Source organism: Bosea vaviloviae (assembly GCF_001741865.1).
GTDB lineage: Bacteria > Pseudomonadota > Alphaproteobacteria > Rhizobiales > Beijerinckiaceae > Allobosea > Allobosea vaviloviae.
This window is the reverse complement of sequence record NZ_CP017147.1, coordinates 4,404,607-4,429,845: the sequence shown is the minus strand read 5'-3', so window position 1 is coordinate 4,429,845 and position 25,239 is coordinate 4,404,607. Positions and strand designations below refer to the sequence as shown.

Below are 25,239 nucleotides of genomic sequence, written 5' to 3'. Positions count from 1 at the left end.
TTTCGCTGTCACCTAAGGGCGACAGATCGGGAGTTGTTGATGGAATTCGTAGCGACAATCTGGAATGCGGGCAGCTCCCTATTGGGCTATCTCGTGCCGTTTCTGTTCGTCCTCGCCATCGTCGTCTTCATCCATGAACTTGGGCATTTCCTCGTCGGTCGCTGGTGCGGTGTCGATGTGAAGGTGTTCTCGATCGGCTTCGGCCGCGAGATCTACGGCTTCAACGACAAGCACGGCACGCGCTGGCGCATCGCCCTGATCCCGCTCGGCGGCTATGTGAAGTTCTCCGGCGACGCCGATGCGTCCAGCGCTCCCGACAATGCCGAGGTCGCGCAGATGACGCCGCAGGAGCGGGTGCGTTCCTTCCCGGCGCAGTCGATCGGCGAAAGAGCCGCGATCGTCGCGGCCGGGCCGATCGCCAATTTCCTGCTCGCGATCTTCATCTTCACCGCCACCGTGTTCCTGTTCGGCAAGCAGGTATTGATCCCTCGGATTGATCAGGTTGTCGCCGGGGGCGCGGCCGAACGAGCGGGTTTGCAGGCGGGGGATCTCGTTGTCGCGATTGACGGCCAGCCGATGGGCAGTTTCAGCGATATGCAGCGCGTCATCTCGGTGCGGCCCAATGAGGTGGTCTCGGTCACCGTCGAGCGCGCCGGCGCCAAGCTGACGATCCCTGTGACGCCTGCCTTGGTCGAGACGACGTCGCCGCTCGGTAAGCAGCGGCTCGGGATCATCGGGGTTCAGGCGTCGCGCAAGGCGGAGGACTGGACGGTCCAGCATTTCGGGCCGCTCGAAGCGGTGCGCAATGGCGTCTCTGAGACCTGGTTCGTGGTCGAGCGGACCTATGACTACATCGGCAAACTGGTCAGCGGGCGCGAATCGACCGACCAGCTGTCGGGGCCGATCCGGATCGCCCAGGTTTCCGGTCTGGTGGCGTCGAATGGCGGATTTCTGGCCCTGATCAACCTGGCGGCGATCCTGTCCGTCTCGATCGGGCTGATGAACCTGCTGCCGGTCCCGATGCTCGATGGCGGGCATCTCATGTTCTACGCGATAGAAACACTTCGCGGCCGCCCGCTCAGCGAACGTGCGCAGGAAATCGGCGCCCGCATCGGGCTCAGTCTCGTCCTGTTACTGATGCTGTTCGTAACCTGGAATGACATCCTTCACGTCCGTTCGCAGCTTTGATCGGATTTTCACGTCCTGACCGCGTCGCTTTGCGGCGGAATCGCGGCAGGACGCGTGGCCTCCTGGCAACGTGGCGCTTAAAAATATTTTGTTAACGACAATGGCGGTTTGCGTCCCGCAGGAAACTTTGTAGAAGCGTTTGGACTGCAATGTCGCCATGCCGCTGCCCCTAGGCGGTGGTCCCCGTTTGGGGTGGCGACCCGAGAAAATGGAATAGGCGACCCGATGACGTCGACCCAAAAGAGCCTGTCTTTCAAGCTGCGGCTCTCTCGATCAGTCGGACTTTCGGCCTTCATGTTGGCCGTAAGCGGTGGCGTAGTGTTCGCGCAGGCCGTGATTGTCCAGGGCAACAGAAGCGTCGACGCGGAGACGATCCGCACCTACGCGGCCGGGCAGGGCTCAACTGCTCCGCAGGATATCCGCCAGAATCTGATGGCTACCGGCCTGTTCTCCAGCGTGCAGGTCAGCCGCCGCGGATCGCAGACCGTGATCGCGGTCAGGGAGAACGACACGATCAATCGTGTCGCCTTCGAGGGTAACCGCCGGCTGAAGAGCGATGTGCTGCTCCAGCAGGTCCAGTCGAAAGCGCAGGGCCCGATGAGCCAGGCGCTGATCGATGCCGACGTTCAGCGTCTGAAGGACGCCTATCGCCGCGCTGGTTACGGTCTGGCCTCGGTGAGCGGCCGTATCGCTCCGCTGCCGAACGGGCGCTCGGATGTGGTCTTCACCATCGTCGAGAGCGGCAAGACCGGCATCAAGTCGATCAATTTCAGCGGCAATGGCGTTTACTCGTCGGGTCGCCTGCGCGGTCTGATGACCTCGACCGAGTCGAACTTCCTCAGCTTCATCAAGACCTCGGACGTCTATGAGGCCGACCGGATCTCCTCCGATCTCGAGCTTATTCGCCGTTTCTATCTGAAGAACGGCTATGCCGACTTCCAGATCGTCTCGAACAATGCCCGCTTCGACGAGGCGCAGGGCGGTTGGGTCGTCGACATCGCGGTCGATGAAGGTCCGCAATACCGCGTCGGCAATGTGGCGGTCGATTCCAAGCTGCCCGACATTGATCCCAATGCGCTGCAGCGTGTCATCGCGACATCCGCCGGCGATACCTACAATGCCGAGGCGGTCGAGAAGTCGCTGGTGGCTCTGACGACGGAAGTTTCGCGCCGCGGCTATGCCTTCGCGCAGGTCCGGCCGCGCGGCGACCGCGATTCTGCCGGGCGCCAGATCGGCATCACCTATGTCATCGACGAAGGCCCGCGGGTCTATGTCGAGCGCATCAATGTGCGCGGCAACACCCGTACGCGTGATTATGTCGTGCGCCGTGAGCTCGATCTTGGTGAAGGCGATGCCTACAACAAGGTGCTGGTCGACCGCGCTGAGCGCCGCCTCAACAATCTCGGCTTCTTCAGCAAGGTGCGTGTCACCAATGAGCCGGGCTCGACGCCTGACCGCGTCATCGTCAATATCGATGTCGAGGACAAGGCGACCGGTTCGTTCTCGATTGCCGGTGGTTACTCGACCTCGGACGGCGTCATCGGCGAAGTCTCCCTGTCGGAGTCGAACTTCCTCGGCCGCGGCCAGTTCGTCCGCATCGCCGGCACGCTCGGACAACGCACCCAGGGCGTCGATTTCTCCTTCACGGAGCCGTACTTCCTCGGCCGCCGGATCGGGGCAGGCTTCGATCTGTTCTCGAAGTACAACGACAACTACAACACTGGCCGTTTCGAAAGCCGCGTGAATGGCGGGCAGGTGCGCCTGACCTTCCCGATCACGGAAGAGTTTTCGATCACGCCGCGCTACTCGCTCTATACGACCGAGATCAAGGTTCCGAACACGACAGACCGCCCCTATAACGACTGCTCCGCGCCGCTGGCCGGCATTACGCCGGGAACAGCCGGGGCGATCGGGGCAGATTCTGTCTATAACTGCTTGAGCAATGGCGAGGCGACGATCGCGGTCAAGGAGGCGGTCGGCACCACGCTGACCTCGCTGGTTGGCTTGAACTTCAACTACAACTCGCTCGACAACTACCAGAACCCGCGCAACGGCTTCCTGGCCGAGATCAAGCCTGAATTCGCTGGTGTCGGCGGCGATTCGAAGTTCCTGCGTATCGCGGCGGATGCCCGCTACTACCGCGAGATCTTCGACGATGTCGTCGGCTTCGCTCGCGTGCAGGGTGGCCACGTCCAGGCGGCCGGCGGCGATCTGCGCATGATCGACCACTACTTCCTCGGACCGAGCTTGGTGCGCGGTTTTGCGCCCTCGGGTATCGGCCCGCGCGATATCGGCACGACGCTTAATCCGACCGACCCGACGACCAACGCGCTCGGCGGCACCAGCTATTTCGGCGGCACGCTCGAAGTGCAGTTCCCGATCTTCGGTTTGCCGCGGGATCTCGGCTTGCGCGGCGCCGTCTTCGCCGACGCCGGTACGCTGTTCAATTACGAGGGCGGCAACAAGGTGGCGCTCACGGGCTGCCCGGCCGGGACTGAGGCTCGTCAGTTCAACGTCTCCGTGAACTCGGGGTATCAGAGCAACCTCGCCTGCGTCCGCGACAAGAACATGATCCGGTCTTCGGTCGGTGTCAGCCTGCTCTGGCAGTCGCCGCTTGGCCCGATCCGCTTCGACTATGCCTATGCGTTGACCAAGGATGATGGCTATCGCGACCCGACCTCTGGCGTGAAGCTCGGCGGCGATCGCCTGCAGGCCTTCCGCTTCTCTGGCGGCACGCGCTTCTGACGCGACGGGGCACGTTGCCCCGTCCCGGATCTTCTCGATGTCAGACCCTCAATTCTTTCCTTTGGCGACCTCGCTCAGCTTCGGCGAGGTCGCAGCCATTTCGGGCGCCGCCTTGCCGGAAGGCACCGATGCGGCTCGCATGATCACCGGCGCGGCGGCACTGGAAGCCGCAGGCCCGTCCGATCTCGCCTATATGGACAACCCGAAATACACTGACGCCCTGGCGGCGACGGGCGCGGGGTTGTGCCTGGTGTCGTCGCGCTTCGCCATGCGGGTGCCGACTGGCACCACCGCGCTGGTTTCCAACGCCCCCTATCATGCCTTTGCCCTGGTGCTCGCCCGCTTCTTCCCGACGGCGTTGAAGCCAGGCTCGATGTTCGGCTCGCAAGGCGTGGCGCCCGGCGCCTTCGTTCACGCGACAGCCGTTCTGGAGGCAGGTGTCACGGTCGATCCTGGCGCGGTCATTGGCCCTGGCGCCGAGATCGGGGCGGGCACCGTGGTCGGCTCCCATGCCGTCATCGGACCGCAGGTCCGCATCGGGCGCGACTGTGCGATCGGTTCGGGCAGCACACTGCAGTCGACCCTCATCGGCAACCGCGTCATCATTCATCCGGGCGTGCGCATCGGCCAGGACGGCTTCGGCTTCGCGATGAGCCCGAAAGGGCACATGAAGGTGCCGCAGATCGGGCGCGTCATCATCCAGGACGATGTCGAGATCGGCGCCAACACCTGCATCGACCGCGGCGCGAGCCGCGATACGGTGATCGGCGAGGGCACCAAGATCGATAACCTGGTCCAGATCGGCCATAACGTCGTCATCGGGCGCCACTGCGTCATCGTCTCCCAGGTCGGCATCGCCGGCTCGTCGACGCTGGAGGATTTCGTCGTCCTCGGCGGTCAGGTCGGCCTTGCCGGCCATCTGACGATCGGCATGGGCGCGCAAGTCGCAGCCCAAAGCGGCGTCGCGGGCGATGTGCCGCGCGGTGCGCGCTATGGTGGCTATCCCGCCCAGCCGGCACTGAGCTGGGCGCGCGAGAGCGCCCTGCTGAAGTCGCTGGTCGCCAAACGTGGCAAGACCTCGGATCGCTCAGACGTTTGACAAGATCCATTGCTGTCGGCCATGGCATGACAGGCAAGGATCGCATCACCTAGATCGCTCCGGCTCTAGAACGAATGGAAAATGCGGTGCCCAGCGCGGGGCCCGGATGGATAATGGGGACACCATGAACGACGCGACGAAAACCCTGGGGGTGGCGGACATCCAGAGGATCATGGCCTGCATTCCCCATCGCTATCCATTCCTGCTGGTCGATCGCGTCGTTGAGATCGACGGCGAGGATTCCGGCATCGGAATCAAGAACGTGACGATGAACGAGCCTCAGTTCACCGGGCATTTCCCTGGTCGCCCGGTTTTCCCCGGCGTGCTGATGATCGAGGCGATGGCGCAGACCGCCGGCGTCCTTGTCGTCAATGCCAGGGGTAGCGACGATCCAGCCGTCAGCACCGTGCTCTTCACCACGATCGACAAGGCGAAGTTCCGCAAGCCGGTCATTCCAGGCGATACGCTGCGCTTCCACCTGACGAAGGTGACCCGCAAGCGCAACCTCTACTTCTATCGCGGCGAGGCCCGGGTCGACGGGGTCCTGGTCGCCGAGGCCGATCTTTCGGCCATGGTCGTTTGACGATCTGCAAGGTCAGGACAGCGATTCCATGAGCGTGACCATTCATCCGATGTCGGTCGTCGATCCGAAAGCGCGCCTTGGGGCGGGCGTTCGCATCGGCCCGTTTTGCACCGTCGGGCCCGACGTGACCCTGGCCGACAATGTCGAACTGATCAGCCATGTCGCGGTTTCCGGAATCACCAGCATCGGCGAGCGCACGAAGCTCTATCCTTTCGCATCGATCGGCCACCCGCCTCAGGATGTGAAATATCGCGGCGAGCCGTCGACGCTGGTAATCGGCGCCGAGTGCCTGATCCGCGAAGGTGTCACCATCAATCCCGGCACCGAGGGCGGTGGCATGGAGACCACGGTTGGAGACCGTTGCTTCTTCCTCGCCAATTCGCATGTCGGCCACGATAGCCACATTGGTGACAACGTCATCTTCTCCAACAACGTCATGTGCGCAGGCCATGTCACGGTCGGCAATTTCGTCATCGTTGGCGGTGGCACGGGCTTGCAGCAATTCATCCGTGTCGGCGATCACGCCTTCATCGGCGGCGGCGCCGGCGTCATGAACGATGTCATCCCCTTCGGCCTGGTGCGTGACAACCCGGCTCACTTGGCCGGTCTCAATCTCGTCGGGCTCAAGCGGCGCGGTTTCTCGCGCGAGCAGATTCATGAATTGCGTCGCGCCTACAGGCTGCTCTTCGCCGATGAAGGCACCTTGTCGGAGCGCGTCGAGGATGTTGCGGGCGAGTTCGCCGCCCATCCCCTGATTCACGAAATTCTGGATTTCATCCGCAACGGTAACGAGCGGGCGATCTGCGTCCCGCGCGACGTCAACGCGCCGGATCGGTGAACACTGCTCGTCCAGAGTCGATGGCGGTGGCGCGCGGACCGCTCGCGATCATCGCCGGCGGCGGCGATTTCCCGCCTGCTCTTGCCGAAATTGCAGCCCGGCAAGGCCGCGGCCTGTTTGTCGCCGCGCTCGATGGCGCGGCTGACCCGGCACGTTTCGGCGAGATCGAGGTCACCTCATACAGGCTCGGCCAACTCGGACGGCTGCTCGACGATTTGCGCCGTCGGGAGATCGCCGATCTCGTCCTGATCGGCTCGCTGCCGCGCCCGAGCTTCGGCGCGTTGAGGCCGGAAGCCTCGACCTTGAAATATCTGCCTCATTTTGCGCGCGCCTTTCAGGGTGGAGACGACCATTTGCTGCGCGGCGTCGTCCGCTTCTTCGAGGAGCGCGGCTTTCGCGTCCACGGTCCCGCCGAGATCGCACCGGAGTTGACCGTCCCGATGGGGGCGCTCGGCCGCAAGGCCGCGACGCCGGCTCAGCATGAATTGATCGCGCGCGGCTTCGCCATGCTGTCGGCGCTCGCCCCTTTCGACGTCGGCCAGGCGGCGGTCCTGGCCGATCATCGCATCGTCGCGATAGAAGCGGCTGAGGGCACCGATGCGATGATCCGGCGTGTCGCCGAGCTCGCCTCCAGCGGGCGGCTCAAGATTGCCAAGGGCGACGGCGTCCTGGTCAAGGCGCCGAAGGAAGGCCAGGACCTGCGCGTCGACATGCCGGCGATCGGTCCCGATACCTTGCGCAACATCGCAGAGGCGGGCCTTGCCGGTATCGCGCTCAGGGCCGGCCGCGTGCTCGTCGGTGATCGCGGTAAACTCGGCCGGCTTGCCGATCAGCTCGGCGTCTTTGTCGAGGGCGTCATATGAGCCGGCCATTCCGGCTTGCCATCATCGCGGGCGAGGCCTCGGGCGATGCGCTGGCGACGCGTTTCCTCGTGGCGCTGCGCGCGCGCTTGGGCGAGCGGCCGCTCGAACTCATGGGCGTGGGCGGCGAGAGCCTGATCGCGCAGGGGCTCGTCCCGCTGTTCCCGCAAGCCGATATCGCCGTGATGGGATTCGGGCCCGTCATCGCGCGCTTGCCACTGCTGCTGCGGCGGATGTCGGATGCGGCGAAAGGCGTCGCCGCCTTCGCGCCCGACCTGCTGCTGACGATAGACAGCCCGGACTTTTCCTTGCGCGTCGCCAAGAAGGTTCGCGCCCGCGCGCCGGCGATCCCGATCGTGCACTGGGTCTGCCCCAGCGTCTGGGCCTGGCGCTCTGGGCGGGCACGGCGCATGGCGCCGCATGTCGACCGCATTCTGGCATTGTTGCCCTTCGAGCCGGCCGCATTGGCGCGGCTGCATGGGCCAAGCACGGTCTATGTCGGTCACCCGCTGATGGAGCGCCTGGCCGATCTGCGCCCGAACCTCGATGAAGCTGCTCGCCGCGCCGATAGCGAACGACCGGAAATCCTGATCCTGCCAGGCAGCCGCCGCTCCGAGATCAATCACCTGATGCCGGCTTTTGGGCAGGCCGTGGCGCTGATCGCCGCCGAGCGGCCCCAGGCACGCTTTGTCTTGCCGGCCGTCGCGCATCTTCGTGACCTGATCGGCGAAGCCGTCGCCGCCTGGCCGGTCAAGCCCGAGATCGTCACTGGCGAGGTCAGCAAGCTCGCAGCCTTCCGTGGGGCGCGCGCAGCGCTCGCAGCGTCGGGGACCGTCACGCTCGAGCTTGCGCTGGCGCAGATCCCTACGGTTGCCGCCTATCGCGGCGCCAATTGGGAAGCCGCGATCGCCAGGCGATTGATCAAGCTGCCGAGCGTGATCCTGCCGAACCTGATCCTGGGGCGCAGTGTCGTGCCCGAATTCATCCAGGAGATGGCGACACCTGAGGCCTTGAGCCGCGAGGTTCTGGCGATCATTCCCGAGGGCGAGGCGCGCGCGCGCCAATTGGCCGGTTTCGACGAGGTCGAGACGATCATGCGCTCGGCCGGCGCGAGCCCGGCGGCGAATGCCGTCGAGGCTGCGCTGGCTTTGCTTGAATCAGGTGTTGCGGTGCGGGTTTGAGGCAAGAGCAGGATGCGAAAAAGTGGGAACCGGTTTTTCGCATCGATCCTGCTCTCGCTTTTAGATGAGAGACGGATTCAGATTTCAGACGGGATCACTGTGTGATCCCGTCTGAAATCATCCGGCTCTTGGCTCATTCGAGCGCCGCGCCTGAAGCCTTGGCGATCGGGAACCATTTCGCCACCTCGATCTTGACGTGTTCGCCGAGTGCTTCGGGTGTTGAGCCGATGATCTCGGCGCTGACGTCGTTGAGGCGCTGCTTCACATTGGCGTCGGTCAGCGCCGCGTTTGCCACGCTGTTGAGCTTGTCGACGATGGGGCGGGGCAGATTCGCCGGCCCGAACAGCGCATTCCAAGTATAGGTTTCATAGCCGGTCAGGCCGGCCTCGGCGATGGTCGGGATGTCGGGGAAGGACGAGACCCGAGCCTTGGTGGTGACGCCGATGGCGCGCAATTGCCCCGTGCGGATGAACTGCGCGGAGGAGGGCAGGTTGTCGAACATGATCGGCACCGCGCCCGAGACCACGTCGTTCAAGGCGGGGCCGGCGCCGCGATAGGGCACATGGTTCATGCTGACGCCGCCGAGCGACTTGAACAGCTCGCCCGACAGATGCAGCGGCGTGCCGACGCCCGACGACGCATAGGCGTATTTGCCGGGGTTTTCCTTCAGCAGCTTGATGACTTCCGGCACTGTTTTTGCCGGAAAGTCCGGATGCACGACCATGACGTTGGGCACTATGGCTAGCAGCGAGATCGGCGTGAAATCCTTGACGGGATCGAAGGTGACGGTCTTGAGGATCGCGGGATTGAGCGCATGGGTCGAGATCGTGCCCATCAGGATGGTGTAGCCGTCAGGCGCGGCGCGCGCCACGGCGGTAGAGCCAAGGTTGCCGCCCGCTCCGGCGCGGTTCTCGATGACGACCGACTGCCCGAGCAGTTCACCCATCTTCTGGCCGACGAGGCGGGCGACGATGTCGGTCGAGCCGCCGGCGGCGAAGGGCACGATCAGTGAAATCGGTCGCGTTGGGAAGGCGGCTTGCGCCTGGGCGTGCGCGGGAAATCCGGTGACCGAAAGCGCCGAGGCTCCGGTCAGGAAAACGCGACGATTCAAGCCATTCTGGTTCGACATAAAGCTGCACTCCCAATTGATGGGGCGACGATAGCTTAGGCGCGGATGCGTCGCAGTTATCAATTCGGCGCAACAAAACGGCCGCGACGATTGCTCGCCGCGGCCTTCCTAAAGCTGGGCCGGATGTTTCAGCGCCGGCCGATCGGGGTGTATTCGCGCTGGCCGGCGCCGGTGTAGAGCTGGCGCGGACGGCCGATGCGCTGGGACGGATCCTCGATCATTTCCTTCCACTGCGCGATCCAGCCGACGGTGCGCGCAAGCGCAAACAGCGCCGTGAACATCGAAGTCGGGAAGCCCATCGCCTTCAGCGTGATGCCCGAATAGAAATCGATGTTCGGATAGAGCTTCTTCTCGATGAAATAGGGGTCCGACAGCGCGATGCGCTCAAGTTCGATCGCCACGTCCAGCAGCGGATCGTCCTTGATGCCGAGCTCATTGAGCACCTCATGCGTGGTCTTCTGCATGATCTTGGCGCGCGGATCGTAGTTCTTGTAGACGCGGTGGCCGAAGCCCATCAGGCGGAAGGGATCGTTCTTGTCCTTCGCCTTGGCGATGTATTTCGGGATGTTCTCGACCGAGCCGATCTCCTCGAGCATCTTGAGGGCGGCTTCATTGGCGCCGCCATGGGCCGGACCCCAGAGGCAGGCTGCGCCGGCCGCAATGCAGGCGAAGGGATTGGCGCCCGACGAGCCGGCAAGCCGGACCGTCGAGGTCGAGGCGTTCTGCTCATGGTCGGCATGCAGGATGAAGATCCGGTCGAGCGCGCGCGACAGCACCGGATTGACCTTGTACTCCTCGGCAGGCACCGCAAAGCACATGCGCAGGAAGTTCGAGGTGTAATCGAGCGAGTTCAGCGGGAACACGAAGGGCTGGCCGATGGTGTATTTGAACGCCATGGCGGCGAGCGTCGGCATCTTCGCGATCATGCGCATCGAGGCGATCATGCGCTGCTGCGGATCGGAGATATCGGTCGAGTCGTGATAGAACGCCGACATTGCGCCGATCGAGCCGACCATCACCGCCATCGGGTGAGCGTCACGGCGGAAGCCTTGGAAGAAGCGGGCCATCTGCTCGTGCACCATGGTATGGCGCGTCACGCGATAGTCGAAATCGGCCTTCTGCGCGGCGGTCGGCAATTCGCCTTCCAGCAGCAGGTAGCAGGTCTCGAGGAAGTCGCCATGCTCGGCGAGTTGCTCGATGGGGTAGCCGCGATAGAGCAGGATGCCCTCGTCGCCGTCGATATAGGTGATCTGCGATTCGCAGCTCGCCGTAGAGGTGAAGCCCGGGTCATAGGTGAACATGCCCGTTTGCGAGTAGAGCTTGGCGATGTCGATGACGGAGGGGCCGATCGACCCCTTCTTGATCGCCATGTCGATGGTTTTTCCGTCGACCTGGAGCTGGCTGCTATTTCCGCTCATCGATACCGATCCTTTCAGGCTCGTTGCTGACCAGTCGCTGTTCCATCAGGCCCAACACCGAATTGTTGCGCACGAGACATCTCTGTCATCCGAAGGCCTGGACGTGACGGCCCTGTGACGGAACGGCAAATGCGGATACGGGCAGGAAGCTGGTTCATCCAACTGATATTCAAGCAATATTTGTGCCCCTTCCACCACGCGGCGGAGCCGGTCACATGGCGCGTCACTAGACCATTTGCAGAGGCGGTTCAACAGAGCCGAAAGGGGGACGGAGCCCCCGCCACGTCATGACTGATCAGCCAGGCGCGCCAGCGTCTCCTCGCGGCCGAGCACCGCCATGACGTCGAACAGGCCCGGCGACATGGCGCGGCCGGTCAGGGCGGCGCGCAAGGGCTGCGCTGCCTGGCCAAGCTTGAGCCCATGCTCCTCGGCATAGCCGCGAACCACGGCCTCCAGCGCCTCCGGCGACCAGTCGTTCACGGCCGAGAGTTTCGCCGCCAGGCCCGGCAGGCGTTGGCGTGCGGCCTCGTCGAGCAGGGCTGTAGCTTTCTGATCGAGCTGCAGCGGGCGCGGAGCGTAGAGATAATAGGCGCTGTCGAGCAGTTCGATCAGCGTCTTGGCGCGCTCCTTCAAGCCAGGCATGGCGGCAAGGAAGCGCGCCTCCAGCTCCGGCGAAAGTGCACCCGGCAGGCCACGCGCCGGGCCGATCTCGGGCAGGATGATTTTGAGCGCATCGAGCAGGGCCTGGTCGTCGGACTGACGCATATAGAGACCATTCAAGCTCTCCAGCTTGGCGTAGTCGAAACGCGCCGGCGAACGACCGATCGAGGACAGGTTGAACAGCGCGATCATCTCGTCGGTCGAGAAGATCTCCTGGTCACCATGGCTCCAGCCGAGGCGCAGCAGATAATTGCGCAGCGCCACCGGCAAATAGCCCATGGAGCGATAGGCATCGACGCCGAGTGCGCCATGGCGCTTGGAGAGTTTTGCTCCATCCGCCCCATGGATCAGCGGGATATGCGACATGCTCGGCACCTGCCAACCCATCGCCTGGTAGATCTGGGTCTGGCGGGCAGCGTTGGTCAGATGGTCGTCGCCGCGAATGACATGGGTCACGCCCATGTCGTGATCGTCGACCACCACGGCCAGCATGTAGGTCGGGTTTCCGTCGGAGCGCAGCAGGACGAGGTCGTCGAGGTTCTCGTTTTGCCAGACGACGCGGCCCTGGACCTCGTCCTCGACCACGGTCTCGCCGGTCTGCGGCGCGCGCAGGCGGATGACCGGCTTCACGCCGGCCGGGGCCGTCGCCGGATCACGATCGCGCCAGCGGCCATCATAGCGCATCGGCCGGCCCTCGGCCTTGGCCTTCTCGCGCATCTCGTCGAGCTCGGCCGGCGTCGCATAGCAATGATAAGCCCTGCCGGCAGCCAGCATCTGCTGCGCCACCTCGCGATGCCGCTCGGCGCGGGCGAATTGGTAGACGGTGTCGCCATCCCAATCGAGCCCGAGCCAGCTCAACCCGTCGAGGATCGCGGCGATCGCCGGTTCGGTCGAGCGTTCGCGGTCCGTGTCCTCGATCCGCAGCAGCATCTTGCCGCCGTGGCGGCGCGCATAGAGCCAGTTGAACAGGGCCGTCCGCGCTCCGCCGATATGCAGGAAGCCGGTGGGCGAGGGGGCAAAGCGCGTGACGACCGCATCACTCATGAAGGCTGGGCTCCGGCTGGGCTGATGAAACGGCAGCCCAAGGCAAAACAGGAAGGGAAGGGAAAAACGGGACAATCCACCGGTCATGGCATGACAGCCGGCGTGGCCCCTGTAACATGGCTCGGCCGCCCGCGTTAAGCGCAAGATCGCGGGCGGGCTGGGGAAGGGGCGGCGGTGCATACAGGACCGTCAGAGCGGGTGAAATCACGCGGCGCACTGGCCGGCGTCCTGCCGTCGCGCCTGCCCGTCTCCTGGCCCGGCGGCGGTGTCAGCCTGGCATGGCGGGGTTGGCTCGGGCAGGCGCGACAGGCCTTCGCCGCCGAGGCGGAGCGCCGGCGGCTCTTCCTCTGGTTCCCGGTCATGATGGGCATCGGCATTCTGCTCTACTTCGCCGGCGACCGGGAGCCCGCGCTATGGGCGCCGCTTGCCGGCGTCGCGCTTGCGAGCGGCCTCGCCATAGCTCTGCGCCGGCGGCAGCTCGCCTTGCCGGTTTGCCTTGGGCTGGTCGCGGTCTTCGTCGGCTTCTCGGCAGCGACCTGGCGCACCGCGACGATCATGGCGCCGATCCTGGATCGCCCGCGCACCGGCCAGCTCACCGGCTATGTCGAATCCGTCGAGGCGCGCGATGCCGGCGCTCGCCTCGTCGTGCTGGTCACCGGGATAGCCGGCGTCGAAGCGGAGCGACGGCCCAAACGCGTCCGCGTCAACATCAAGGCGGAGACAGTCGCGCCGGGAGACCATATCACGGCCAATGCGCGCCTTCTGCCGCCGCCTGGTCCGGCGCGACCGGGCGGCTATGATTTCGGCCGCGACGCGTTCTTTCGCGGCATCGGAGCGGTCGGCAACATCCCCGGCAAGATCATGCTGACGCCGGCGCCAGGCCCGCCTCCGCCCGAACTCGCGAGAGCCGTTCTGATCGACCGCGCCCGCAACGCCCTGACCGCCCGCATCGCCAGCGTCGGGGGCGGGCAGGCCGGCGCGATGGCGGCAGCGCTGGTGACCGGCAAGCGCGGTCTGATCACGGAAACGACCAATGCCGATCTGCGCGCGGCTGGCATCTACCACATCGTCTCGATTTCGGGCCTGCACATGGTGCTCGCCGCCGGCACGATCCTCTGGCTGGTGCGGGCGCTGCTGGCGCTCTCGCAGACGCTGGCCCTGCATTGGCCGATCAAGAAGATCGCCGCCGTTGCCGCCATGATCGGAGCAACCGCCTATTGCATCTTCTCCGGCTCCGATGTCGCAACCGTCAGGTCATTGATCATGACGCTGGTCATGCTCGGCGCAATCCTGATCGACCGCCCGGCGCTGAGCATGCGCAACCTTGCCTTGGCGGCCATCATCGTCTTGCTGCGCGAGCCCGAGGCGCTGCTCGGGCCGAGCTTCCAGATGTCATTCGGGGCGGTCGCGGCGCTGATCGCCTTTGCCGAGCGCTGGGAGGAACGCAATCAGACCGCGCCGCCATCGCCATGGCCCTGGCCGCTGCGCCCACTCTGGATCGCCGCCAGCGGCACCGTCATCACAACCCTGCTGGCGACGGCGGCGACGGCCCCGTTCGGCGCCTATCATTTCCAGACCTTCAATCCGTTCGGGCTGCTCGGCAATGCGCTCGCCTTGCCCTTCGTCTCGCTGTTCGTCATGCCAGCTGCGGTGTTCGGAGTGCTGGCCTACCCCTTCGGCCTCGACTGGCCGGCCTGGTGGCTGATGGGCGCCGCCTCCGAGGTCGTGCTGCGGCTGGCCCACTGGGTCGCGGCGATCGATCACTCGACGCTGATCATTCCCGCCTTCGGCGAGGCCGCGCTGGTCTGCCTTGCAATGACACTGCTCTGGCTGACGCTGTGGAGCACCAAGCTTCGGTTGCTAGCCATTGTGCCGCTGGTGATGGGCGTCACGGTCGCGGCCAAGCCGGACCGGCCGGATATCGTCATCGAACGCGACGGTTCCGGCCTCGTCGTGCGCGGAGCCGATGACCGTTTCATTCTGGCCGGCCGGCCAAGCAGCTTTGTGCTGCAACAATGGCTCACCGCCGATGGCGATGGGCGGCAGCCCACGGATGCGAGCCTGCGCAAGAATGCGGCTTGCGATACGCAAGGCTGTGTCGTCACCGCTCGCAACGGCCGCCGGATCGCCTATGCGAAAGACCGGCTCGCCGTCATCGAGGATTGCCTGCGCGCCGACCTCGTCGTCACGCCGATACCCTGGTCGGCTCCCTGCGCAGCGAAGCTGGTCGACCGGACGGCCCTGAACCGCGACGGCGCGACCTCCCTCATCGGCACTGCAGGCGGCTGGCGCACGATCCAATCGGAACGGCAGGACGCCGATCGCCCTTGGATGCGTAAGCGCACGGCGACAAGCCCAAGGCCCTCGCAGCCGCCTCCTGCGCGGCAGCCGGAGAGGAGCGATACGGGCGATGTGGCAGCCGAGCCCGACCGGATTCAGTAGCGCCGCATCAAATTGACCAAGCGACCCTGGATCTTGACCCGATCAGGGCCGAGCACACGGGTTTCATAAGCCGGGTTTGCGGCTTCAAGCGCGATTGACGAGCCACGTTTGCGCAGGCGCTTCAGCGTCGCCTCCTCGTCATCGATCAGCGCCACGATGATGTCGCCGGTATTGGCGGTGTCCTGCCGGCGGATGACGACGGTGTCGCCGTCGAGAATGCCGGCCTCGACCATCGAATCGCCGCGCACCTCAAGCGCGAAATGCTCGCCGGCGCCGAGCATGTCCGCCGGCAGTGCCACACTGTGGCTCCGGCTCTGGATCGCCGAGATCGGCGTGCCGGCCGCGATCCGCCCCATCACCGGGATTGCGATCGTGGCCCGCGCCTCCTCTTCGGGATTCGGCGCCGGGCGCGCCTTGCCGAGGCCGCCGCCCTGGCCGAGGCCGCCTTGCACGATGGAGGGGCTGAAACGCGGGCGCGCGCCTTGTGGCGTGCCGACGCCATCGGGAAGCTTGATCACCTCCAATGCGCGGGCGCGATTGGGCAGCCGGCGAATGAAGCCTCGCTCCTCCAACGCCATGATCAGGCGATGAATGCCGGATTTCGAGCGGAGATCGAGCGCGTCCTTCATTTCGTCGAAGGAGGGCGGCACGCCGCTTTCACGCAGGCGTTCCTGGATGAAGCGGAGCAATTCGAATTGTTTGCGTGTCAGCATGGTCCCCGCCAGCGCCCGCGGCGCGAATTCGAAACAAATCACGAACATCATACACGTTCGTGTTGTGTTCCGCAAGCTAACCTAGCGGAGGCGGATGATCCGGCAGGGTGCGCCTTCTTTTGCCGGCTCTGCATAGGCCGGGCGAATGACCAGCGCCCGTGCGCGCGCCAGATTGCCCAGCATCGAGGAATCCTGCTTGGTGAAGGGGGTGGCGAGCCAGCCCGACTCGATGTGTTGAAGATCGGCGCGCAGATAATCTTCACGCTCATCATTAGCCGGCATATCGATTCCGAGAATCGCCGGTTCGCTACGGTCGCGCGCGGGATCGGGCATGCCGAGGAGCGCCTCGATCAACGGCGCCACGAACAGATGCCCGCAGACGATCGACGAGACAGGGTTGCCGGGTAGGCCGACGGCGACCATGGCACCAAGCCGACCCATCATCATCGGCTTGCCCGGCCGCATCGCGATCTTCCAGAAGCCGAGCTCCATGCCCTGGCGCTTCAAGGCTTCCTGCACAAGGTCATGCGCCCCGACCGAGGCGCCGCCGAGCGTGATCAGCACGTCAGCGCCGGCTGCTCGCGCCCGTTCGATCTTGGCGGCGAGATCGGGATGATTGTCGCGCGCGATGCCGAGATCGAAGGCCGTTCCGCCGATCTCCTCGACGATCGCGGCCAGGGAATAGCTGTTTGAAGCGACGATCTGGTCGGGCCCGACCGTTTCGCCCGGCAGGACGAGTTCGTCCCCGGTCGCCAGGATCGCGACCAGAGGCTTGCGCCGAACCGGCAGGGCAGGGTGTCCGGCTGCTGCCGCGAGGCCGAGCGCGGCACTGTCGAGCCGGCGCCCTGCCGGGAGGAGGACGTCGCCTTCCCGAAAATCGAGCCCGGCCGGGCGGACGAAACGCCCCGGCTCGGCCCCTTCGCGGACGCGGATGACCGGGCCGCCGACACCATCGGCATTCTCCTGGATCAAGATCGTATCGGCACCGTCGGGCATAGGCGCGCCGGTGAAGATGCGAATCGCCTCGCCGGGCCCGACCGTCCCTGCAAAGGCGCGCCCGGCAGCCGATTCGCCGATAACGCGCAGTTCATTTGCCGGCATAAGATCTGCGGCTCGGGCCGCGTAGCCATCCATGGCCGAATTGGCGAAAGGCGGCTGCGTTCTGAGCGCGACGATATCGGCGCCCAATACGCGCCCGGCGCAGGAGGCGAGCGGAACGATCTCGACGGGTGTCGGTCCGGGAACGCTGTCGAGCAGCGCCTGCAGCGCAACCTTGACCGGGGTCAGGCTCATGCCGGCTGCTCCGCCTGGTAGACGCCGGATTTCCCGCCGGATTTATGCACCAGCCGGATGCCCTCGATGTGCATCGCGCGATCGACCGCCTTGACCATGTCGTAGACTGTGAGACAGGCGACGCTGACGGCGGTGAGCGCTTCCATCTCGACGCCGGTCTGGCCCTTCATCTTCACCTCGGCGCGCACGCGCACGCCGGGCAATGCTTCGTCAATCGTAAGATCGACGGCGATCTTGCTGATCAGCAGCGGGTGGCAAAGTGGAATCAGTTCATGCGTGCGCTTGGCCGCCATGATGCCGGCAAGCCTTGCGGTGCCGAGCACGTCGCCCTTCTTCGCATCGCCGCGCCGCACGATCTCGAGCGTGGCTGCCTGCATCACCACATTGCCTTCGGCGATGGCGATACGTGTCGTCTCGGCTTTGTCGCCGACATCCACCATATGCGCCTGGCCCTGCGCATCGAGGTGGCTGAGGCCGGTCACGCCGCGGCCTCCTTGCCTGGACCGGCAAGCAGAGCGCGCGTCGCCTGCGCAACATCCGCCTGGCGCATCAGGCTCTCGCCGACCAGGAAGGTTTCGACGCCGACGCGCCGCAGCCTGGCGATATCGGCGGGGCCGAAGATACCGCTCTCGCCGATGATGATCCGGTCATCGGGAATGCGCGGTGCCAGGCGTTCGGTGACGGCGAGATCGACATGGAAGCTACGCAGATCGCGGTTGTTGATGCCAAGCAGGCGGCTGTCGATCTCTAGCGCACGATCGAGCTCGGCTTCGTCATGAACCTCGACGAGAACGTCCATCCCGAGGCTCTGTGCCGTGGCGTTGAGCTCGCGCGCCGTGGCGTCGTCGACGCCGGCCATGATGATCAGGATGCAATCGGCGCCCCAGGCCCGCGCCTCGAACACCTGATAGGCGTCGTAGAGGAAGTCCTTGCGCAGCGCCGGCAGGCCGGAGGCCTCGCGCGCTTGCGTCAGGAATTCGGGCCGGCCCTGGAACGATGGTGCGTCGGTCAGCACCGAAAGGCAGGCGGCTCCACCTGCCGCATAAGCCTTCGCCAGCGAGGGCGGATCGAAATCCTCCCGGATCAGCCCCTTTGAGGGGCTCGCCTTCTTGATCTCCGCGATCAATGCCGGCTCGCCGGCGGCATGCTTCGCCGCGAGTGCCGCGGCAAAGCCGCGTACCGGCGAGGCGGCCAGCGCCAGTCGCTCGATCTCGGCTTGCGGGATCGCGGCCTTGGCGGCGGCGATCTCCTGGCGCTTATAGGTCTCGATCTTCGCGAAAATATCGGTCATCGCCGCCTCACGCGTTCGAGCTGACGATCAGCGCATCGAGCCGGGCCTTGGCGCGACCGCTGTCGAGCGCGGCGAAAGCCTGAGCCAGCCCGTCGCGCAGATCGCCCGCCTTGCCGGCAACGACGAGCGCAGCCGCCGCATTGAAGGCCGCGATATCGCGAAAGGCGGTCTTTTGCCCCTCGAGCACGGCGCGCAGCGCGGCCGCATTCTGTTCCGGCTCGCCGCCGCGCAGATCCGCAGGTTTCGCCAGCGCAAGCCCGACATCGCCCGGGCTGATCGTGAAGCTCTCGATCTTGCCGCCATCGAGCGAGACGACACGCGTCGGCCCGGTCGTGGTGATCTCGTCCAGACCGTCGGAGCCGTGCACGGCCCAGATGCGCTGCGAGCCGAGCGAGGCCAGGACCTTCACCATCGGCTCCAGCCAGGTCTCGGAAAAGGCGCCGACAAGCTGCCTGGTCACGCCGGCCGGATTCGACAGGGGGCCGAGCAGGTTGAAGATCGTGCGGGTGCCGAGTTCGGTGCGCACCGGCGCAACATGGCGCATCGAGGCGTGATGCGTCGGCGCGAACATGAAGCCGAGGCCGGCCTCCTTGACGCAGCGCTCTGTCGCCGCAGCGTCGAGCCCGACCTTGACGCCGAGCGCCATCAGCACATCGGCCGCGCCCGAGCGAGAGGAGGCGGCGCGGTTGCCATGCTTGGCGACGGGAACGCCGCAGGCGGCCGTGATGATCGCGGCCAGCGTCGAGACATTGTAGGAGCCCGACGAATCGCCGCCGGTGCCGACGATGTCGATGGCATCAGCCGGAGCCTGGACCTTCAGCATCTTGCCACGCATGGCGGCGACAGCCCCGGTGATCTCCTCCGTGGTCTCGCCGCGCACGCGCAACGCCATCAGGAAGGCAGCGGCCTGGGCGTTGGTGACCTCGCCCGAGAGTATCGTGTCGAAGGCGTCTTTGGCCTCGTCGCGCGAAAGCGTGGCTCCGGTCGCGACCTTGGCGATGAAGGGTTTGAAGTCGTCCATATGAACTCTGCGAAAATCGGGAACTCTGTGAAATCAGGCGGTCTGGGGCAGGGCGGCGGGCCGGCGCTGCTGCGACCATCGCTCCGACATCTCGATGAAATTGCGCAGGATCGTCGCGCCATGCTCGGAGGCGATGCTCTCGGGGTGAAACTGCACGCCCTGCACCGGAAATTCGCGATGCGACAGCGCCATGATCAATCCGTCATCGCTTTCCGCCTCGATATCGAGCGCCGTGGGGCAAGTCTCGCGAGCCACGACGAGCGAATGGTAGCGCGTTGCCTGGATCGGCCCGTTGATGCCACGGAACATGCCGCGCGACTGATGCCGGATCGCCGAGATCTTGCCGTGCATCGGCAGGGGGGCCCGCACGACATCGCCACCGAAGACCTGGCCGATAGCCTGCAGGCCCAGGCAGACGCCGAAGATCGGCCTGGTTCCGGCACCCTCGCGCACGAGGTCGAGGCAGATGCCGGCCTCGTTGGGCGTGCAGGGGCCGGGCGACAGCACGATCGCGTCGTAATCGTCAGACAACGCCTCGGCGACCGTGACCGCGTCGTTGCGGCGCACGACGACGTCGGCCCCCAGCCCGCCGATCAGGTGGACGAGGTTCCAAGTGAAGCTGTCGTAGTTGTCGATCAGCAGGATGCGCATGGTTTCGAGCCGTGTTTTCGGGCGAAGGTCATGCACGGTCTCGGGCAGGGCGGTCAAGCGCATCGGTTACGGGCGCAGGCCGCGAGCGCCATATCGGTCCTACTGCCCACGTCCGACCCGCGAGGCGAAGCGGATCGCTTCTTCCGCCGCTTTGAACAGGGCTTTGGCCTTGTTCACGCACTCGGCCTGCTCGGATTCCGGGTTGGAATCGTAGACGATGCCGGCGCCGGCCTGGACATGCATGCGCTCGTCCTTGACCACCGCCGTGCGCAGCACGATGCAGGTGTCCATCTCGCCATTGGCGCCGAAATAGCCGATGCAGCCGCCATAGGCGCCGCGCGCATCGTGCTCCAATTCGTCGATGATCTCCATCGCCCGGACCTTCGGCGCGCCCGAGACCGTGCCGGCGGGAAAGCCGGCGGACAAGGCGGCCAGCGCGTCATGCTGCGGGTCGATCGTACCCTCGACATTCGAGACGATGTGCATGACCTGGCTGTAGCGCTCGATGAAGAAGGAATCGGTCACCCTCACCGAGCCGATCTGCGCGACCCGGCCGACATCGTTGCGGCCGAGATCGAGCAGCATCAGATGCTCGGCACGTTCCTTCGGGTCGGCCAGCAATTCCTCGGCGAGCGCGTCATCCTCAGCCACCGTCGCGCCGCGACGCCGCGTCCCGGCGATCGGCCGGATGGTGACGGTATCGTCGCGCAGGCGGACCAGGATTTCGGGGCTGGAGCAGACGATCTGGAAGTCGGCAAAGTCGAGATAGCACAGGAACGGCGCCGGATTGACCCGCCGCAGCGCCCGGTAGAGCGCGAAGGGCGGCAGCTGGAAGGGCGCCTCGAAGCGCTGCGACAGCACGACCTGGAAGATGTCGCCGGCGCGGATATAGTTCTGCGCGGTGGCGACCATGGCGTGGAAATCCGCCTCGCTGGTGTTCGAGACGATCGCCGGCTCCGGCAAATTGGCGATGTCGATGGCGGCATCGGCCGGCAACGAACCTTCGAGCGCCATCACCACGGCCTCCAGCCGCTCCTGCGCCTGCTCATAGGCCGCGCGGGCCGCGACGCCGGGCTGGGTCCGCACCGGGGTCACGACATGGATCTCGTCGCGCACCGAATCGAACACGACCATCAGCGTCGGGCGCATCAGGATCGCGTCGGGAACGCCGGTGCCGGTCTCCTTCGGCTCGGCCAGGCGCTCCATCAGGCGCACCATGTCGTAGCCGAGATAGCCGAACACGCCGGCGGCCATGGGCGGCAGCTTCTCGCCTTCCGCCCCTTCGCTGTCGGGGATCGCGCTCTCGTCCAGCAATGCGCGCAGGCTTTCGAAGGCCGGGCGCGGATCGGTGAGGAAGCTGTCGCCGAGCGCTGGTCGGCACAAGGCGGCCTCGCCGTGATGGCAGCGCCAGATCAGGTCCGGCTCGAGCCCAATCATCGAGTAGCGCCCGCGCACGGCTCCGCCTTCGACCGATTCGAGCAGGAAGGCCGGGCCCGTCGTCGCGTGCCGCAGCTTCAGGAAGGCGGCGACCGGCGTCTCGCAATCGCCGACCAGCACCTGTCTCAGCAATTGCGCCGTGCCGGCCTCATAGCTTTGCGCGAAGCGTTCGAGAGCGGCTTGCATGGTCAATTCTGCGCGCCGCCGGTAGCGTTACGGAATGCGGCCTCGTTGACGCTGACGCCGAGCTCCGACTGCCGCTTGCCGACATATTGCGACAGGACGTCTTCGCTGATGCTCGAAGCGAGCAGGCGGGCGAAATTCTCCGCTTCCTGCGTCGTGCGGGCATAGGGCGGCACAGTCGCGCTATCGACCTTGAACAGCACGCGCCCGCCATCGGCGAGGGACGCCGCGCCGCTTTTGCCGACAGCGGTGCCGAAGATCAGGCTGACCACATTGGCCGGCAATTCGGGGCGTTGCTCCTGCCGGCCGAGATCGGCGGCCTTTTCGATCGTGAGCCCGGCGACCGAAGCGGCTGCGTCAAAGGCCTCGCCCTTGTCGAGCTGCGCGACGAGTTCGCGCGTCTTGGTCGAGAGCTTGCTCGCGACGTCGTCGGCGCGCCATTGCGCCTCGACCTGCGCCTTGACCTCGTCGAAGCCCTGCGCGCGGCCGGGATCGATCTTGGTCAGGTCGAACCAGACATAGCCTGTGTCGCGCGGCAGTCGGATCGCCTCGTTGTCGACGCCGATATCCGAGCGGAAAATCGCCTGCACGGTCGCGTCACCTCCCGGCACGGCCGTCTCGGTCGAGCCGTCGGACTTGCGCAGGCCTGCATCGACGGGGCCGAGCGTGCGCAGGGGCAGTTTCAATTCGCTCGCGATCTCGGCCAGCGGCTTGGCGGCAGCGCGCTGATCCTCGATCTTGTCGTGCAGGTCGGTAATCAGGCTCGTGGCGCGGCTGGTCGCGATCTCGCTGCGCAGCTCGGCCGCGACCTCCTCATAGGGGCGTACGCGCTCGGGCGTGATCGCGGTCACGCGCAGCAGGACAGGGCCGAAGGCGCTCGTCACCGGAGCGCTGACCGCGCCTTGCGCCAGGGCGAAGGCGGCATCGCGTACGGCCGGATCGAAGACCTGGCTCTTGGCGAAGGTGCCGAGCGAGAGATCCTTCTCGGCGACGTTGCGCTGGGTCGCCACTGCCTCGTAGGTCTCGCCACCGTCGATGCGGGCCTTGGCGGCCTGCGCCTCTTCCGGCGTCGGGAAGGCAATCTGCTGGATCGCGCGCGTCTCGGGCGAGCTGAAGCGCTGGCCCTTGATCTGCTCGTAGCGCGCCTTAGCGTCGTCCTCGCTGACCGAGGCCGGATCGGCGACCGTCTCGGCCGAGATCGAGAGCATGTTGGCGGTGCGGTATTCGGGCGCGCGGAAAGCGGCCTTGCGCTCGTCGAAGAAAGTCTTGAGCTGCGCCTCGGTCGGCGCGGCGATCTCACCGGCAGCGCTCACCGGAACGCGGGCGAAGGTGACGCTGCGCTTCTCGTTGCGCAGGCGGTGGCCGATCTCCTGCAGGGCCACGGGCGCGGCGACTGCGCCCACGACCATCTCGGCGAGCTGCTGGCGCAGGATCGTGGCGCGCTGCTCGCGGACATAGACCTGCTCGGTATAGCCGTTGTTGCGCAGCAATTCGTTGAAACGGGCCGGCGAGAAAGCGCCTGACGCGTCACGGAAGGTCGGATCGTCAAAGATCAGGTTGCGAATCGTCTCGTCGGATACGGCGAGCCGCATGCCCTGCGCCGTCTGGTCGAGCACCGCTTCCGTCACCAGCCGCGACAGCACCTGCCGGTCGAGGCCGATCGCGCGCGCCATATCAGGCGTGATCTGGCGGCGCTGCTGGCGGGTCAGCGTCTGGATCTCGTTCTGATAGGTCGTGCGCATCTGTTCGAGGCCGATCTCGACCTTGCCGACGCGAGCGACTTCATTGCGGCCATAGCCGCGGAAGATGTCGCCGATGCCCCAGATCGCAAAGGACAGGATCAGGAAGCCGAATGTTATGCTGATGATGAGCTTCCCGAGGAAACTCTGACCCGCCTTGCGGATGCCCTGCATCATCATTGAATTTAAGTCTTTCCTGTCCGGATGCGGCGCAAGTGGGCGCGCCGCCGGTTTTTGTCGGTGCCGCTTATAGGAACCGCTTGCGCAACTCGCAATCATTCCTGCGTCGATCGGTGCTGCGATGTGCCGGGCGATTGCGGCAGGGGCCGGGCGTTGCTAGAGCCGGCGCAGCATATTGGGAGGCGAGACGTGACGCGCAACATCAGGCCGCTGGTGGCCGGCAACTGGAAGATGAACGGGCTGAAGGCCGATCTCGCCATCGCGGTCGAGGTCGCCAAGGGCTATGACACCGCGCTGAAGGCGGTTGTCGATCTCGCGGTCTGCCCACCCGCGACCCTGCTCTATACCACGACGGCCGCATTGATCGGATCGCGCATCGCAACCGGCGGGCAGGATTGCAGCTCCAATGCCGGCGGCGCCTTCACCGGCGAGGTCTCGGCCGCGATGCTCGCCGATTCCGGTGCGAGCTTCGCCATCGTCGGCCATTCCGAGCGGCGCACGCTCCATGGCGAGACCAACGCCATCGTCAAGGCGAAGGCGCAAGCCGCGCGGGACGCCCTGCTGGTGCCGATCATCTGCGTCGGAGAGACCAAGGATGAGCGCGAGGCCGGCAAGGCGCTGGCGATCGTCAAGAAGCAGCTGCGCGGCTCGGTCCCGGAGGATTCGACGGCGGCTGGTCTCGTCATCGCCTATGAGCCGGTCTGGGCGATCGGCACCGGCCTGACCCCGACGGCTGCCGATGTCGCTGAAATGCATGAGGCGATCCGCACAGAGCTCGGCCGGCTTCTCGGCAAAGGGGTGGCTGCCAGCGTTCGCCTGCTTTACGGCGGTTCGGTCAAGCCCTCTAACGCCGCGGAATTGATGAATGTCGCCCATGTCGATGGCGCGCTCGTCGGCGGCGCGAGCCTCAAGGCCGAGGACTTCCTGGCGATCGCGCGGGCCTGCGCCTGAGTCCGGCGCGTCGCCAAGCGTGATTTGCCGGGTGGTGCGCTTCGTAGACGCGTGCTATGTGCGCCGCGACCTCTACAAGCCCGATACGGGCAGACGGGGCGGGGCGCTCTTGCGGCGGCCCGCTCCATACCCATTTTCGTGAGACCATGCAGAACGTTCTCATCGTCATCCATTTGATCATCGTGGTCGCACTCGTCGGCGTCGTCCTCCTGCAGCGCTCCGAAGGCGGCGGGCTCGGCATGGGCTCCGGCGGCGGCGGCGCGGGCGGCTTCATGACCGGCCGCGGCCAGGCCAACGCGCTGACCCGCGCCACGGCGATTCTGGCCGGAGCCTTCTTCCTGACCTCGATCGTGCTCGCGGTGATGGCGAATCGCGGCCGCGTGCAGCGTTCGATCATCGACGGCGCGCCCACGACGAGCGCGCCCGTCAACCCGACTGGTCCGAGCGCCCCCAATGCCGGCGGCGTGCTCGACCAATTGCGGCAACTGCAAGGGCCGAGCGGCGGCTCGCAGCCGCCGACGCCTCCCGCGGCGCCGCAGCAATGACGACAGGGCAGGGGCCGGGAAACCGGCCCTTCTCTTTTGATGGGAAAT

At 65.7% G+C, this 25,239-nt stretch carries 21 protein-coding genes; 10 read left to right on the top strand and 11 right to left on the bottom strand.

Translation table 11 applies throughout. The features are described from left to right. Nucleotides 1–39 precede the first annotated feature (39 nt). From rseP to lpxB, 7 genes are all read left to right on the top strand, one after another. Nucleotides 40–1,188, top strand: a complete 1,149-nt coding sequence (rseP, locus tag BHK69_RS20215) for an RIP metalloprotease RseP (RefSeq protein WP_069691663.1) — start codon at nt 40–42, stop codon at nt 1,186–1,188. Between the two features lie 225 nt (nt 1,189–1,413). Next, nucleotides 1,414–3,933: an outer membrane protein assembly factor BamA gene (bamA, locus tag BHK69_RS20210; protein WP_069691662.1), complete on the top strand. Its 2,520-nt coding sequence runs from the start codon at nt 1,414–1,416 to the stop codon at nt 3,931–3,933. Nucleotides 3,934–3,970: 37 nt separating this feature from the next. Further along, nucleotides 3,971–5,032: a UDP-3-O-(3-hydroxymyristoyl)glucosamine N-acyltransferase gene (gene lpxD, locus BHK69_RS20205; RefSeq protein ID WP_069691661.1), complete on the top strand. Its 1,062-nt coding sequence runs from the start codon at nt 3,971–3,973 to the stop codon at nt 5,030–5,032. A gap of 124 nt (nt 5,033–5,156) precedes the next feature. Next, the gene (gene fabZ / locus BHK69_RS20200; RefSeq protein ID WP_069693828.1) at nt 5,157–5,615 is read left to right on the top strand and encodes a 3-hydroxyacyl-ACP dehydratase FabZ; all 459 of its coding nucleotides are present in this window, start codon (nt 5,157–5,159) and stop codon (nt 5,613–5,615) included. A gap of 28 nt (nt 5,616–5,643) precedes the next feature. Next, the gene (gene lpxA / locus BHK69_RS20195; RefSeq protein WP_069691660.1) at nt 5,644–6,453 is read left to right on the top strand and encodes an acyl-ACP--UDP-N-acetylglucosamine O-acyltransferase; all 810 of its coding nucleotides are present in this window, start codon (nt 5,644–5,646) and stop codon (nt 6,451–6,453) included. Continuing rightward, nucleotides 6,450–7,316: an LpxI family protein gene (locus BHK69_RS20190; protein WP_148663515.1), complete on the top strand. Its 867-nt coding sequence runs from the start codon at nt 6,450–6,452 to the stop codon at nt 7,314–7,316. The genes lpxA and BHK69_RS20190 overlap by 4 nt, the downstream gene beginning before the upstream one ends. After that, complete coding sequence (gene lpxB, locus BHK69_RS20185) at nt 7,313–8,494, top strand: lipid-A-disaccharide synthase (RefSeq protein ID WP_069691658.1); 1,182 nt, start codon at nt 7,313–7,315, stop codon at nt 8,492–8,494. The genes BHK69_RS20190 and lpxB overlap by 4 nt, the downstream gene beginning before the upstream one ends. 133 nt (nt 8,495–8,627) lie before the next feature. Here the strand turns inward: lpxB and BHK69_RS20180 are convergent, their stop codons facing one another. The 3 genes from BHK69_RS20180 to gltX all read right to left on the bottom strand — a co-directional run bounded on the left by BHK69_RS20180 (nt 8,628) and on the right by gltX (nt 12,745). Next, nucleotides 8,628–9,623 (bottom strand): Bug family tripartite tricarboxylate transporter substrate binding protein, encoded by a 996-nt coding sequence (locus BHK69_RS20180; protein WP_069691657.1) that lies wholly within the window; start codon nt 9,621–9,623, stop codon nt 8,628–8,630. Nucleotides 9,624–9,751: 128 nt separating this feature from the next. Continuing rightward, nucleotides 9,752–11,041, bottom strand: a complete 1,290-nt coding sequence (gltA, locus tag BHK69_RS20175) for a citrate synthase (RefSeq protein ID WP_069691656.1) — start codon at nt 11,039–11,041, stop codon at nt 9,752–9,754. Nucleotides 11,042–11,326: 285 nt separating this feature from the next. Next, nucleotides 11,327–12,745 (bottom strand): glutamate--tRNA ligase, encoded by a 1,419-nt coding sequence (gene gltX, locus BHK69_RS20170; RefSeq protein ID WP_069691655.1) that lies wholly within the window; start codon nt 12,743–12,745, stop codon nt 11,327–11,329. A 198-nt stretch (nt 12,746–12,943) separates the two neighbouring features. On the opposite strand from gltX, the gene BHK69_RS20165 reads away from it, so the two are divergent. After that, a complete protein-coding gene (locus tag BHK69_RS20165) occupies nt 12,944–15,187 on the top strand; it encodes a ComEC/Rec2 family competence protein (RefSeq protein WP_069691654.1) in 2,244 nt (747 codons plus the stop codon). Here BHK69_RS20165 and lexA read toward each other — a convergent pair. The 8 genes from lexA to BHK69_RS20125 all read right to left on the bottom strand — a co-directional run bounded on the left by lexA (nt 15,181) and on the right by BHK69_RS20125 (nt 23,695). Beyond that, a complete protein-coding gene (gene lexA, locus BHK69_RS20160; protein ID WP_069693827.1) occupies nt 15,181–15,900 on the bottom strand; it encodes a transcriptional repressor LexA in 720 nt (239 codons plus the stop codon). The two genes, BHK69_RS20165 and lexA, sit on opposite strands and share 7 nt — an antisense overlap. Before the next feature lie 81 nt (nt 15,901–15,981). Beyond that, the gene (locus BHK69_RS20155) at nt 15,982–17,193 is read right to left on the bottom strand and encodes a molybdopterin molybdotransferase MoeA (protein ID WP_069691653.1); all 1,212 of its coding nucleotides are present in this window, start codon (nt 17,191–17,193) and stop codon (nt 15,982–15,984) included. Further along, nucleotides 17,190–17,675, bottom strand: coding sequence for a cyclic pyranopterin monophosphate synthase MoaC (moaC, locus tag BHK69_RS20150; RefSeq protein ID WP_083269574.1), 486 nt, complete (start codon nt 17,673–17,675; stop codon nt 17,190–17,192). The genes BHK69_RS20155 and moaC overlap by 4 nt, the downstream gene beginning before the upstream one ends. Continuing rightward, nucleotides 17,672–18,484 (bottom strand): indole-3-glycerol phosphate synthase TrpC, encoded by an 813-nt coding sequence (gene trpC, locus BHK69_RS20145; protein ID WP_069691652.1) that lies wholly within the window; start codon nt 18,482–18,484, stop codon nt 17,672–17,674. Before trpC ends, moaC begins: the two co-directional genes overlap by 4 nt. Nucleotides 18,485–18,491: 7 nt before the next feature. Beyond that, complete coding sequence (gene trpD, locus BHK69_RS20140; RefSeq protein WP_069691651.1) at nt 18,492–19,505, bottom strand: anthranilate phosphoribosyltransferase; 1,014 nt, start codon at nt 19,503–19,505, stop codon at nt 18,492–18,494. A gap of 33 nt (nt 19,506–19,538) precedes the next feature. After that, on the bottom strand, nt 19,539–20,156 hold the full coding sequence (locus BHK69_RS20135; protein ID WP_069693825.1) for an anthranilate synthase component II: 618 nt from the start codon (nt 20,154–20,156) through the stop codon (nt 19,539–19,541). A gap of 99 nt (nt 20,157–20,255) precedes the next feature. Further along, nucleotides 20,256–21,779 (bottom strand): anthranilate synthase component I, encoded by a 1,524-nt coding sequence (gene trpE, locus BHK69_RS20130; protein ID WP_069691650.1) that lies wholly within the window; start codon nt 21,777–21,779, stop codon nt 20,256–20,258. A gap of 2 nt (nt 21,780–21,781) precedes the next feature. Then, a complete protein-coding gene (locus tag BHK69_RS20125) occupies nt 21,782–23,695 on the bottom strand; it encodes a peptidylprolyl isomerase (RefSeq protein WP_244548259.1) in 1,914 nt (637 codons plus the stop codon). Between the two features lie 189 nt (nt 23,696–23,884). Between BHK69_RS20125 and tpiA the strand changes: the two genes are divergently transcribed. Then, nucleotides 23,885–24,646 (top strand): triose-phosphate isomerase, encoded by a 762-nt coding sequence (gene tpiA / locus BHK69_RS20120; protein WP_069691649.1) that lies wholly within the window; start codon nt 23,885–23,887, stop codon nt 24,644–24,646. A 146-nt stretch (nt 24,647–24,792) separates the two neighbouring features. After that, nucleotides 24,793–25,191 (top strand): preprotein translocase subunit SecG, encoded by a 399-nt coding sequence (gene secG, locus BHK69_RS20115; RefSeq protein ID WP_069691648.1) that lies wholly within the window; start codon nt 24,793–24,795, stop codon nt 25,189–25,191. Nucleotides 25,192–25,239: the final 48 nt, after the last annotated feature.